Source organism: Streptomyces sp. NPDC091292 (assembly GCF_044757265.1).
GTDB lineage: Bacteria > Actinomycetota > Actinomycetes > Streptomycetales > Streptomycetaceae > Streptomyces.
This window is the reverse complement of sequence record NZ_JBIVUQ010000006.1, coordinates 348,466-360,591: the sequence shown is the minus strand read 5'-3', so window position 1 is coordinate 360,591 and position 12,126 is coordinate 348,466. Positions and strand designations below refer to the sequence as shown.

The following is a 12,126-nucleotide window of genomic DNA, read 5'->3' as shown; positions in this document are numbered from 1 at the left end:
GGCACGACGTAGGAGGCAGTACGCGCATGGCCAGGCCCACCCATGATCTGGAGTACGAGCAGATGCTGCTCAGCCGACACGGGCTCGTGCGTCACCAAGGGGGACGCCCGCAGCACAGCACCCTGGAGCGCAGCGCCTACATCCTGCTGAGCCGTATCCGCATCCAGGGCCCCATGTCCATCGGAGAACTCAGTGAGGCGTTCAACCTGGACGCGTCCACCCTCAACCGGCAGACCGCCGCGGCGATGCGCTCGGGCCTGGTCGAGCGCATCCCGGACCCCGAGGGCGGCATGGCCCGCAAGTTCCGCATCACGGACGAGGGCGCCCGCATCCTGGACGAGGAACGCCGGCACACGGTGGCCAGTCTGGACCGGGTCATGGCCGACTGGGCGGACGAGGACATCGCGGCCTTCGCGACGTACCTGCGGCGCTTCAACATGGACATCGAACGCCTCGGCGGACGCCCGTGGCCGAGGCCATGACGCCCCTCAGAGGGCGGGGCTCCCCGGGCCGGGTGCCGCCGCGAGCGCCTGCAATGTGTTCGTCGTGAACTCGTCCAGCGGATAGAACAGCTCGATCGCCAGCTCCGACAGCGTCACATCGGCCGGGGCGCCGAACGTGGCCATGGTGCTGAACATCGACAGCTCGCCGATCGGCGTGGTGATACGCAGCGGCACCTCGATCGGGCTCGGCGCCACCGCCGGTACGTCGGCCTCCGGCTTCCCCTCGCTCTCCGGTACCGGATAGCGGAGCACTTCCTCGTACAGCGCGCGCAGCTCCGGGTCCCCGGTGGCGTTGACCTGGCGGAGCAGCCGTTCGAGGGCGAGGGCACGGACCTCTTCGAGATTGGACAGCCGCGAGGCCAGCCCGTCGGGGTGCAGGGTCAGCCGGTACACGTTCGGGCGCGGCTCCAGAAGGCTCGGTGGTATGCCGTCCATGAGGAGGGACATGGCACGGTTGCCGGTCAGGATGTTCCAGCAGCGGTCGATCACGACGGCGGGATACGGCTCGTGCGCCGTCAGCATCGCGCCGAGCGCGGTACGGACCGACGCCATGTAGGTGTCGTCGAGGCCGCTCTCCCGGTACGCGGGCGCGTAATCCGCCGCCAGCAGCAAGGTGTTGCGCTCACGCAGCGGGATGTCCAGGGCGACGGACAACCGGAGCAACATCGTCCGGCTCGGATGGGCGCGGCCGGTCTCCACACAGGACAGGTGGCGCGCGGAGGTGTCCGCCAGGAGGGCGAGGTCGAGTTGGCTGAACCTGCGGCGCCGGCGCCAGTCCCGGAGCAGGGCACCCACCCGCGACGGCTGTTGCGCATCCATGCCCGGAGGATAACCGCCCCCGGATCACACGGACCATGACCTCGGAGGTCATTGAGACCGTGACCTGCGAGATGTCACGGTCTCCCCAGGGCCGGGCACGGAAATCCCCGGCCGGACCCCCGTGGACGAAGGAGACCCGTATGTCCGTCACCGCCACCACCGCCCCGCGCCCGGCGGCCGGCACCGCCGCGTCCGACCTGCTCCGCACCACCCTTCGCGTCGACAGTTGGAGCACCGCCGTCTTCGGTGTGATCCTGCTCGCCGGCGGCGCCTGGCTCAGCGACCCCCTCGGACTGCCGACGACATGGTCCGTCCCGTTCGGGATCGCCATGCTGGGCGGCGCCGCCGCGCTCGCCCTCATCGCCGGCCACCCCCGGATCCCGCCGCGCCTCGGCGCGACCGTCGTCGTGGGCAACACCCTGTCCTGCGTGGCGATGCTCGTCCTCACCTTCACGGACGCCATTCCGCTCACCGGCCTCGGCACCACCTTCATGGTCGTCGGAGCGGTGGTGGTCGCGGCCTTCGCCGACGTCGAGTTCATCGGCCTCCGGCGCCTCCAGGCGGCACCGCCCCACCCTCTCGACCAGTGAGGTCGGACCGATGAGGCCGGACCCGGTGAGGCCAGACCGGTGAGGTCCCGTCCGTAGGGCCTGCCAGGCTTGCAGGTCGGCGGTCCGGACGTCGCCCCACGGAGCATGATGGGGCGGCCGGTCGTGGGCGGAAGGAGCGCGTGTGGTGCGTGTGGTGGGTTCGACGGTCTCCCGCGCGGGAGCGCAGGCACGCTTCCTGGCCCGCCTCGCCCTGCTCTTCGTGCTGGCCGCCGTGGTGGCGCTGCTGGCGGTGAGCGGGATCGGCGGTCTGCTGATCCTGCCCGTCGGGGTGGCGGGCCTCGCGGTCACGGCGGCCGGGATCTGGTGGGTGCTCTCGCGCCGTGGCGTCGTACGCGTCGCCGCCGCCCTGCTGGCCCTGGCCGCTCCCGCAGGTGTCGTCGTCCTCTACGCCTGGGCGAATCTGTGGCCGGCCGCGCTGACCTCGGTCCTCCTGCTGGCCGCCGCGGTGGCGTGCATGCGTGCGGCGCTCGGCCGGGTACGGCCCCACGGCCGGTCCCACGCCATACGCGCCACCGAGGGCGTCCGTCCCCGAAACCCCGTACTGATCATGAATCCGAAGTCGGGGGGCGGAAAGGTCGGGCGCTTCGGGCTGGTGGAGAAGGCGGAGGAGTTCGGGGCGCGGGTGGTGCTCCTGGACACGACCGTCGAGACGGACGTCGCGGAGATCGCGCGGCAGGCCGTGGCCGGGGGAGCGGACCTGCTCGGGGTCGCGGGCGGCGACGGCACCCAGGCCCGGGTCGCGCAGGTGGCGGCCGACCACGGACTGCCCTTCCTCGTGATCTCGGCGGGCACCCGTAACCACTTCGCCCTGGACCTCGGCCTGGACCGCGACGACCCGGCCCGCTGTCTGGACGCGCTGACCGACGGCGAGGAACTCCGCGTCGATCTGGGCATGGTCGACGGGCGCGCCTTCGTCAACACGGTCTCGTTCGGGGTCTACGCACAGATCGTGCAACGCCCCGAGTACCGCGACGCCAAGGCCGACACGGCACTCGCCGCCCTGCCTGACCTCCTGCTCGGATACTCCGGCTCCGCCCTCGACGCGCGTACGGACGACACCCGCCTGGAGACACCGCAGGCGGTATTGGTCAGCAACAACCCCTACGCCCGCCCCGAACCGATGACTGCCGGTGGCCGCAGACCCCGGCTCGACGGCGGGACCCTCGGCGTCGTCGCCGTCCGGGTGACCACCGCGGCCCAGGCGGCGGACGTCGCCCTGCGGGGCAGCCGCGCCGACGCCCTGCACGTCCTGACGACCCCTCGGATCACCCTCGACTCCGAAGCGGAGACCGTCCCGGTCGCCGTCGACGGCGAAGCGCTCCGCCTCCCGACACCCGTCACCTGCACCATCCGCCCGCGCGCCCTGCGCGTCCTGGTGCCCCGACACCGCCCCGGCACGATGAAGGCCACACAGCCCGTGGACTGGCGCGCGATCCTCACCATCGCCCTCGGCCGCACCACGTCCTGATCTGCGGAACACGAAGATACGTTGATCCGATGGAACTGCGACGCGCGGATGTGACGTACTCGGATTCGACATGGCAGCAGCCGTGCCCCGAGCCGGCTTCTCCCGAACGGGCCGCGCTGGTGGCGCATATCGCCCAGCGCATCACGACGTTGGGCGAAGGCCGTCTCCTCGTCGGGATCGACGGCTTCACCGCAGCGGGCAAGACCAGCTTCGGACACGAGGTCGCCCGGTCGATCAGCGAAGCGGGACGGCCTGTGCTCCGGGCGACCCTGGACGACTTCAAGAACCCCTGGAAGGACCGCCACCTCTACGACCGCGAGTCGGGCGAGGGCTACTACCGCAACGCCTATGACTACGACGCCGCCAAGCGTCTGCTCCTCGACCCGTGCCGTTCCCGGGGCGAGGCGTCCTGCTCGCTCTGCTCCATCGACCCGCTCACCCAGGTGGACCACTCGTCGCGCACGACACCCGTCGCGCCGGACGCCGTCCTCATCGTGGACGGCGTCTTCGCGTTCCGCCCGGAGATCGACCACTACTGGGACTTCCGCGTCTGGCTGGACGTCGACGCGGAACTCTCCGTGCGGCGCGGCGCCGAACGCGACCAGGACTGGGCGGGATCCGACGCGGAATCCATCCACCGCGACCGGTACCTGGTCGCCGAGCGGATCTATCTCGACGAGGTGGACCCCCTGAAGTCTATGGACGCCGTCATCGACAACTCCGAGTTCGCCAGTCCCCGCATCACGGGGCCCTGAGCCTTCCGTAGCGGGTCAGGGCAGCGGGGCGGCGGTGGCGGGTCAGCGGTAGGCCGCCAGGAAAGTGCGGACGCCTGCCGTGGCCCAGTGGTCGAGTTCGGTGGGGGAGTACGCGCAACCGCCCGTGAACATGGCCTTGTTCACGGGAATCCAGAGCAGTAGGCCGGAGAAGTGGTGTGCGGCCAGGACGGGGTCGTCGATCCGGAGCAGTCCGTGGTCGGTCAGCCGCTCGAAGGTGGCCGCGAGGGTGGCGAGTACGCGCTCGAAACCCCGCTCGTACCAGGCGGTGCCCAGGGCGGGGAAGGTGTCCGCGTTGGCGATGATCAGGCGCCGCAGTTTGAGCACCTGGGGCTGGGTGAGGGCGGTCAGGAACCGGCGGGCCAGTTCGGTGAGGTCGTCCTCCAGGGTGGCGGAGTCCGCGGGGATGTCGGCCACCAGGTCGATCATGCCGTCGATCCGGTCGGTGGTGGCGAGGACCATCTCGGAGAACAGTTTCTCCTTGTCGGCGAAGTGCTTGTAGACGGTCTGCTTGGACACCGCGGCCTGTTTGGCGATGTCCTCCATGCTGGTGCCGGAGTAGCCCTTCTCCATGAACGCCTCCGTCGCGGCCTCCATGATCGCCTGGTGCTTACGGGCCGACCGGCTCTGTTCTTCCACGCCGCCTCCTCCGATGGAGCAGTACTGGACAGTCCAGTTCTTGGGTGGGTACTGTACCGTCCAGTTCCGATGTAGTACCAAACCGTCCAGTACTCAAAATGTTCAGGCCAACCGTTCAGGCCGATCAGATGGGACACAGCCATGACCTCACCCGTGAAGGGCCCCGCCAGCTACTTCCCCTCCATCGAGAAGAAGTACGGCCGCCCCATAGCCGAGTGGAAGGACCTCATCCGCGCCTCGCCGCTCACCAAACACATGGAACTCGTGAACTGGCTCAAGACCGAACACGGTCTGGGGCACGGCCATGCGAACGCCCTGGTGGGACACACCCTCGCCGAGGACAGCGGCAGGTGAGCCCTGCCCGTCACCCGCGGTCCCCGCGGACGAGGCCGCCCGACACCGGCGCGGCGCCGAGATCGACGTCGCCGTCCGCGTGGCGCCGTACCCAGTCGTCCAGGTCGAGCGCCGCTTCCAGCGGTTCCCTGACCAGGTGGGCCCGCCACCAGGTCACGTCGGGCGAGGCCGTGGTCACGTCGGGCGTGGCCCTGGCGGAGTGCAGCTCGGTGTGGAAGCGGGCCTCGGCCGCCGCGAAGCGCTCCCGCGCGGCATCCGCCGATACGCCCAGGACATCGCCGACGCCCTGCCAGCCGGCGCCACCCAGCCGCTCGTACACCGCTGCGGCCTCGAAGAACCGGTGTGCTGCGGCGAGGACGTGGGCCGCGTCGGCGAGCAGGGAACCCGGGGAGCGGACAGCGCCGTCGGTGGTCAGTTCGTGTGCGCCGATCGGGACGGTGGCGCGGGCGAGGTCGGCCAGTTCGCAGGCCTCGTAGGCCGCCGCCACCCTGGCGCGGGTCGCGTCCGTGTACGGTCCGGCCGGGCCGGTGTCAGGATCGGGTGCGGGTGTGGGCGCCTCGGCGTCGTGTTCGGGCATGGCTGTGCGCCTCAACTCCGCAGGAAATAGAGGACGGTCATGGTCGCGGCCGTGGTGAGGACCGTGCCCCGCAGCAGCCGCGCCGGGAGACGCAGCGCGAGATGGGCGCCCGCGAGGCCGCCGGCCACCGCTCCGGCCAGCAGCGCGGCCAGGAAGAGCGGGGAGTCCAGGGCGTCCGACGCGATGAGGAACAGCGCGGACGCGCTGAGACAGATGGCCGCGAATTGCGTGATCCGCATCGGATTGCTCACCGCGGTGTCGATGCCGAGTCCGATGCTCCACAGGGCCAGCATCATGATGCCTACGGCACCGCCGAAGTATCCGCCGTACACCGCGAGCAGGAACTGACAGATCAGGACCGCCCGGGAAGTCATCCCGACGGAGCGGCCCGTCGCCGCGCCCACCGCCCGCGAGACCCGGCGCCCGAAGGCGAGAACCAGCGTCGCGAAGGCGAGCAGCCAGGGCACGGCGGCGGCGAACGACACGGCGGGCAACGCGAGGACCAGCCCGGCACCGAGCCCGGCGCCGATCACGCTGACCGTGGTGAGCGACGTCGTGGACACCGTTCCCACCGGGGTGAGTTGGCGCCGGTAGACCCACGCGCTCGCCAGGGCTCCGGGCGCGAGGGCGACCGTCGACGACGCGTTCGCGGTCACCGGGGACAGGCCGACCGCGACCAGGGCGGGCAGCGCCACGAACGTGCCGCCACCGCCCACGGCGTTCAGCGCGCCGGCCGCGACACCGGCGAGGAGGACGAGCAGGATCTCGGACACCTGCCGAGCATCACCCCGTGACCTGCGGGCCCACAATGCGTCATCGGCGTACCCAGCCTAAGGCTGTGCCATAGGCTGGGTGCCGTGCGCTATGACCTGGACGACCTGCGGCTCTTCGTCGAGATCGTGGCGGAGGGCTCGATCACGGCGGGCGCCCGCCGGATGCATCTGAGCCTGCCGTCCGCCAGCGCCCGGGTGCGCTCCCTGGAACACCACGCGGGTGTGACCCTGCTCATTCGTGGCCGCCGGGGTGTGCGGCCCACCCCGGCGGGGACGACCCTGGCCCGCCACGCGCGCGACGTCCTCGCGCAGACGGCTCGGCTCGAAGGCGCGGTGGCCGGTTACGCCCGCTCCCCGGCCGCTCCGCTGACCCTGCTGGGCGGCGGATCCGCGCTGCACCGGCTGGTGCCGCAAGCCCTGGTCACGTTTCTCGGCGCGCACCCCGACGTCGATGTCACGGTCACCGAGAGCCGCACCCCACGGACCGTACGGGTGCTCGCCGACGGTGAGGCGGACCTCGGGATCGTCATCGACGACGAGGCCCGGGACTGCGGCCTCGACACGGAACCGCTCGGCGACGACTCCCTCGTGGTGATCGGGCAGGCGGGCGGGATCCTCGCGGGGCGTACCGCGCTGGCGTACAGCGAGGTCGCCGAGCACCCTCTCGTCGGGCTCGACGCCGACTCCTCGCTGCGGCGGTGGATCGAGAAGAACCTCGGTCCGCACGCCCCGGTGGTGCGGTACCGGACCAGCGTCGCCCACCTCACCGCCGTCGTCGCCCTCGCGGCGGCAGGCGTCGGACTCGCCGTCGTGCCGCGCCGCGCCATCGACCCCGGGCAGCCGCTGGACGTCTGTGACCTCCAGGACCCCTGGTCGCGCCGCGGACATCTGCTGGCCTGGGGCGCGAAGACCCGCACCCCACCGGCCACGCACGCGGACACAGCCACCCATGCGGACACCGGCACCGACACCGACGCCAAGGCCCCCGCCGTATCCGCGCTCGCCGACCACCTGCGCAGGGCGTCCCGCTCCGAACCCCCGGCACCGTCCGGCGCCCACCGCGACTGAATAGCTCGCTCCTTTATCAGGAGGCGTATAGAATGTCAAATTGACGCATCGTGATGTGTGTCACCTCCGGTTTCGGTGGAGGGGTGAGGGCCATGGGCAGTTCCGAAGCGCCGCCCGTCAGGCGCACCGGAGGTCCGGGCCTGCGGCGCGAGGTCGGGTTCATCGGGCTGATCTGGGCCTCGGAGGGGTCGATCATCGGCTCGGGCTGGCTCTTCGGAGCGCAGGGCGCCCTCGGTGTCGCCGGTCCCGCCGCGATCATCTCCTGGGGCATCGGCGGCGTGGCGATCCTCATCCTGGCCCTGGTCCACGCGGAGCTGGGCGGGATGTATCCCGTCTCGGGCGGCACCGCCCGCTTCCCGCACTACGCGTTCGGCGGCGCGGCCGGCGCGTCGTTCGGCTGGTTCTCCTGGCTCCAGGCGGCCACCGTCGCACCGATCGAGGTGCTGGCGATGATCACGTACGGCCAGCACTACTCCTGGGCGAACGGCTGGCTCAAGACACAGGGCGGGCAGCACGTCCTCACCGCGTCCGGAATCGTCGTCGCCGTCGGGCTGATGGCGGTGATCACGGCCGTCAACTTCCTCAGCATCCGTCTGCTGGCCCGCACCAACAGCGCGGCGACCTGGTGGAAAGTCGGCATCCCGCTGCTGACCATCTTCGTGTTCGCCATCGCCCAGTTCCACACGAGCAACTTCACCGCCGCCAACGGATTCGACCCCTACGGCGCCAAAGGCATCCTCTCCGCCGTCTCCACCAGCGGCATCATCTTCGCGCTCCTCGGCTTCGAACAGGCCGATCAACTGGCAGGCGAGAGCGCCAACCCGAAACGCGACATCCCCCGCGCCGTCATCGGTTCCATCGTCATCGGCGCGATCATCTACATCCTGCTCCAGGTCGTGTTCCTCGCCGCGCTGCCGCCCTCCCAGATCCAGGGCACCTGGGCGAGCGCCGCCTTCAACACCCTCACCGGCCCGTTCGCCCAGGTCGCCACACTCGTCAGCCTCGGTTGGCTGGCCACGATCCTCTACCTCGACGCGGTCGTCTCACCCGCAGGCACCGGCCTGATCTACATCACCGGTGCCTCGCGGGTCTCCTACGGCCTCAGCCGCAACGGCTATGTGCCGTCGGCCTTCGAGGCGACCAACCGGCGCGGGGTGCCCTGGGCCGGTCTCGTCGTCGCCTTCGTCATCGGCTGCGTCTGCTTCCTGCCCTTCCCGAGCTGGCGCTCCCTCGTCGGGCTGATCACCAGCGCCAGCGTGCTGATGTACGCGGGTGCGCCGCTGTCGTTCGGGGTGTTCCGCCGCCGGCTGCCGGACACCGAACGGCCGTACCGGCTGCCCGGCGGCCGGTGGATGTCCCCACTGGCGTTCGTCGTCGCCAACCTCCTGATCCTGTGGTCGGGCTGGACCACCGACTGGAAACTGGGCGTCGCGATCCTCATCGGTTACGTCGTCCTCATCGCGAACCGTGTGTTCAAGATGAACCCGATCCAGCCCCAACTCGACCTGCGCGCCGCCCAGTGGCTCCCCGTCTATCTGCTCGGCATGGGCCTCATCGTCTACGCCAGTGACTTCGGACCGCTCGCGCACCCCTGGTTCCCGCTGTGGTGGGACATGCTGGTCGTCGCGGTCTTCAGCCTCGGCATCTACTACTGGGCCCTCGCGGTCGCCCTGCCCACCGCGCAGATCCAGCGCATGGTCGACCAGGTGGTCGCTCCGGAGAAGTCCACCCTCCACTGACCCGGCCGGGAGTCAGCAGCAAGCGGCCCCTTGTCAGCCGCCGTCGACCGCACCCTTGAGGAACGCGGCGGCCACCGGGCCCGCGTCCGCGCCGCCCGAGCCGCCGTCCTCGATGAGGACCGAGAAGGCCAGATCGCCCCGGAAACCGATGAACCAGGCGTGAGTGCGCGGCGGGGACTCGGTGCCGTACTCGGCGGTGCCCGTCTTGGCGCCCGGCTCGCCGGACATCCCGCGCAGGGCCTTGCCGGAGCCCTCGGTGACCACCGCCCGCATCAGGGACCGCAGTTCGGCCGCCATGGCCGGGGCGAGCGGGGTCGTGGCCTTCGCCCGGTTCTTCACCCCGTCCGGCACCAGGACCGGTTGCCGGAAGGTCCCGTCCTTCACGGTCGCGGCGACCGACGCCATCACCAGCGGGCTCGCCTCGACCCGGCCCTGCCCGATCATCGCGGCGGCCTTGTCGTTCTCACTCGTGGTGGCCGGCACGGACCCGTCGAACGTCGTCGCGCCCACGCTCCACTCCCGGCCGATCCCGAACCAGCCGGCCGCCTCCGACAGGCTCTCGCTGTCCAGCCGGTCCCGCAGCCCGATGATGCCGGTGTTGCAGGACCGGGCGAAACCGTCCCGGAAGGTCGAACCGGCGGGCAGCGAGAACAGGTCCTGGTTCTCGAAGCTCTGGCCGTTCACCCGCTCGTAGCGGGGACAGGGCACCGGTGTGCTCTCGTGTATCCCCTTCCCGATCAGGGCCGCGGCGGTGACCACCTTGAAGTCGGAGCCCGCCGCGTAACGGCCGCGCAGGGAACGGTTCTCACCGGTCGGCGGATTGTCGGCGGCGGCGACTATCTCCCCGGTGCTCGGCCGTACGGCCACGATCGCGGCGTTCTTGTCCATCCCGCGCAGCGCCTTCTCGGCGGCCCTCTGAACCCCGGGATCCAGCGTCGTACGGACCGGTTCGCCCGACTTGCCCTCTGCGGTGTGGAGCGTGGCGAGGGTACGTCCGCTGCTGGTGCCGACGATGGCGACCGAGTCCGCGGACGCTCCGGCGAGCTGCTTGTCGTAGCGGTACTGGAGGCCGCTCTTGCCGGGGCTGCCCACCAGGGCCGGCGCGAGGCCGTCCAGCGGGGTGCCGTCGGCGGCCTGTATCTCCCCGCGGCCGTCGGTGTCGGGGCGCAGGGCGAGTTTGCTGCCGTCGGTGAGACGGGGGTGCATCACGGCCGGGCTCCAGCGCACCACCCACCGCCCGTCCTTCTCGATCACCGGTGCCGACGAGCCGTAGCTCCAGGAGCTGCCGCCCTGGAGGCGGAACGTCGCGCGGAAGGCGTAGGCGCCCTGCTCGGTGGGCTCTCCACGGGCGAAGGACACCTTGCCGGCGGGCAGATCCTTGGCGAGCGCGGTGAGCCGCGCCTTCGCCGCTGCCGGTGCGTCGGTGTGCCGCGCGGCCTGCTCGGTGTCGCCCGCCGCCCAGGCGTTGAGGAAGGCGTCGGCTGCGACGGCCCGTTCGTCGGGCTTCTCGCCGGAGCCACCGAGCAGGCTCCACGCGGCGTACCCGCCGCCGCCCAGGACGGCCAGCGCGATCACGGCGGGCAGCAGACGCCGGCGGCGGCGCACCGGGGGTATCGGGTCGTGACCGGCATCGGGGTCCGGGTGTGCGGGGTATGCCGGGCCGGTGTGTGCGATGTAGTCGGACATGGGGCCACCTCAACAGGCCGGAGCGCGGCAAGGCCAAGAGTCCTATGTGGCCGTGACCCATAGCCGAATGGCTATCATTGCTGGTTGTGGACCTGGTGAAGCATGTCCGGTACTTCGTCACCGTTACAGAAGAAAGACACTTCGGGCGGGCGGCGGCCCGGCTCGGTCTGGCCCAGCCCTCGCTGTCGCAACGCATCCAGCGGCTGGAACGGGAACTCGGCGTGCGCCTTTTCGACCGTACGAGCCGGGGCGTCGAACTGACCGAGGGCGGCCGACTGCTGCTCGCCGAGGCGCGGCCCCTGATCGCTCAGGCCGACGCCCTGCTCGGCGTGGCCGCACGGGTCCGCAGCGGCGCGGCGGGTGTGCTGCGCGCGGCCGTTCCGCCGGAGTTGGGCAGCGCGGTCGTCGCGGCCCTCGTCGGCGGCTTCCGGGAGCGGTCACCCGGCGTACGGCTCGCGCTGCGGGAGTTGGGAGCCGGTCTGCAACTCGCCGAACTGCGGGCGGAGACCCTGGACGTGGGGGTGGTGCGGCACCCCGTGGACGTGGCCGGGCTCGGTCTCGGCGAGGTCCTGTGCCGGCCGTACGGTGTGCTGCTGCCCCGCGCACGGGAGTCCGATGACGGCGACCACGCGCACCCGGATGTGGGGCCTCCGGTATGGCTCGCCTCGCTCAGCGGACTCGACCTGGTGCTCTTCCCTCAGCAGTCGGCGCCCGCTCTGCACGCCGAGACCCTGGCGGTCTGCCGTCGGCACGGCTTCGAACCCGGCTCGGTGATCGCGGGGCAGGACCCCGAGTTCGTGGACGGCATGGTCATGTCCGGGACGGCCGTGACCTTCGCGTCACGGGACCGCAAACTCCCGCCCGGCACGATCTGGCACCCCCTGGAGGGCGAACCCCTGCTGGAGCAGGTGTCCGCGGCTTGGCAGCGCGGACGGCAGGACGATCCGGTGGTGCGCCTCTTCGCCGAGGTGGTGGAGAGTGTGCTCACCGAACAAGGAGGAATGGTCCCGGTGATGGAGACGGCCACGGCCCGACACACCGCGCGGCCACACCCGGCGTACGGATACACGGTATGAGCGCGGCGGAGGCGGCCGGCATGGATCCGGCGGAATCAGT

Annotated in this window: 13 protein-coding genes; 8 read left to right on the top strand and 5 right to left on the bottom strand. The window is 71.1% G+C overall.

All coding sequences use genetic code 11. The features are described from left to right. Window positions 1-26 precede the first annotated feature (26 nt). On the top strand, window positions 27-482 hold the full coding sequence (locus tag ACIQNU_RS19975; protein ID WP_401367886.1) for a MarR family winged helix-turn-helix transcriptional regulator: 456 nt from the start codon (window positions 27-29) through the stop codon (window positions 480-482). A gap of 6 nt (window positions 483-488) precedes the next feature. On the opposite strand, the gene ACIQNU_RS19970 is transcribed toward ACIQNU_RS19975, so the two are convergent. Continuing rightward, on the bottom strand, window positions 489-1,322 hold the full coding sequence (locus ACIQNU_RS19970; protein WP_401367883.1) for a helix-turn-helix domain-containing protein: 834 nt from the start codon (window positions 1,320-1,322) through the stop codon (window positions 489-491). 140 nt (window positions 1,323-1,462) lie between these two features. On the opposite strand from ACIQNU_RS19970, the gene ACIQNU_RS19965 reads away from it, so the two are divergent. The 3 genes from ACIQNU_RS19965 to ACIQNU_RS19955 all read left to right on the top strand — a co-directional run bounded on the left by ACIQNU_RS19965 (window position 1,463) and on the right by ACIQNU_RS19955 (window position 4,156). Beyond that, on the top strand, window positions 1,463-1,912 hold the full coding sequence (locus tag ACIQNU_RS19965; RefSeq protein ID WP_401367880.1) for a hypothetical protein: 450 nt from the start codon (window positions 1,463-1,465) through the stop codon (window positions 1,910-1,912). 142 nt (window positions 1,913-2,054) lie between these two features. Beyond that, entirely contained in the window at window positions 2,055-3,401 is a 1,347-nt protein-coding gene (locus ACIQNU_RS19960) for a diacylglycerol/lipid kinase family protein (protein WP_401367878.1), read from the top strand. Between the two features lie 29 nt (window positions 3,402-3,430). After that, window positions 3,431-4,156: a uridine kinase gene (locus ACIQNU_RS19955; protein ID WP_401367875.1), complete on the top strand. Its 726-nt coding sequence runs from the start codon at window positions 3,431-3,433 to the stop codon at window positions 4,154-4,156. Window positions 4,157-4,198: 42 nt separating this feature from the next. Here ACIQNU_RS19955 and ACIQNU_RS19950 read toward each other — a convergent pair whose 3' ends face one another. Further along, the gene (locus ACIQNU_RS19950; protein ID WP_401367872.1) at window positions 4,199-4,813 is read right to left on the bottom strand and encodes a TetR/AcrR family transcriptional regulator; all 615 of its coding nucleotides are present in this window, start codon (window positions 4,811-4,813) and stop codon (window positions 4,199-4,201) included. Window positions 4,814-4,954: 141 nt separating this feature from the next. Between ACIQNU_RS19950 and ACIQNU_RS19945 the strand changes: the two genes are divergently transcribed. After that, window positions 4,955-5,167 (top strand): DUF4287 domain-containing protein, encoded by a 213-nt coding sequence (locus ACIQNU_RS19945; RefSeq protein ID WP_401367869.1) that lies wholly within the window; start codon window positions 4,955-4,957, stop codon window positions 5,165-5,167. Window positions 5,168-5,177: 10 nt separating this feature from the next. Here ACIQNU_RS19945 and ACIQNU_RS19940 read toward each other — a convergent pair whose 3' ends face one another. Beyond that, complete coding sequence (locus ACIQNU_RS19940; protein ID WP_401367867.1) at window positions 5,178-5,744, bottom strand: hypothetical protein; 567 nt, start codon at window positions 5,742-5,744, stop codon at window positions 5,178-5,180. An 11-nt stretch (window positions 5,745-5,755) separates the two neighbouring features. After that, entirely contained in the window at window positions 5,756-6,517 is a 762-nt protein-coding gene (locus ACIQNU_RS19935) for a sulfite exporter TauE/SafE family protein (RefSeq protein WP_401367864.1), read from the bottom strand. 84 nt (window positions 6,518-6,601) lie between these two features. On the opposite strand from ACIQNU_RS19935, the gene ACIQNU_RS19930 reads away from it, so the two are divergent. Next, on the top strand, window positions 6,602-7,585 hold the full coding sequence (locus tag ACIQNU_RS19930; protein ID WP_401367863.1) for a LysR family transcriptional regulator: 984 nt from the start codon (window positions 6,602-6,604) through the stop codon (window positions 7,583-7,585). Between the two features lie 92 nt (window positions 7,586-7,677). Then, complete coding sequence (locus ACIQNU_RS19925; RefSeq protein WP_401367861.1) at window positions 7,678-9,324, top strand: APC family permease; 1,647 nt, start codon at window positions 7,678-7,680, stop codon at window positions 9,322-9,324. 33 nt (window positions 9,325-9,357) lie between these two features. Here ACIQNU_RS19925 and ACIQNU_RS19920 read toward each other — a convergent pair whose 3' ends face one another. Then, a complete protein-coding gene (locus tag ACIQNU_RS19920; RefSeq protein WP_401367858.1) occupies window positions 9,358-11,010 on the bottom strand; it encodes a penicillin-binding transpeptidase domain-containing protein in 1,653 nt (550 codons plus the stop codon). A gap of 86 nt (window positions 11,011-11,096) precedes the next feature. Here ACIQNU_RS19920 and ACIQNU_RS19915 point away from each other — a divergent pair, with 86 nt between their 5' ends. Beyond that, window positions 11,097-12,086, top strand: coding sequence for a LysR family transcriptional regulator (locus tag ACIQNU_RS19915; protein WP_401367855.1), 990 nt, complete (start codon window positions 11,097-11,099; stop codon window positions 12,084-12,086). Window positions 12,087-12,126: the final 40 nt, after the last annotated feature.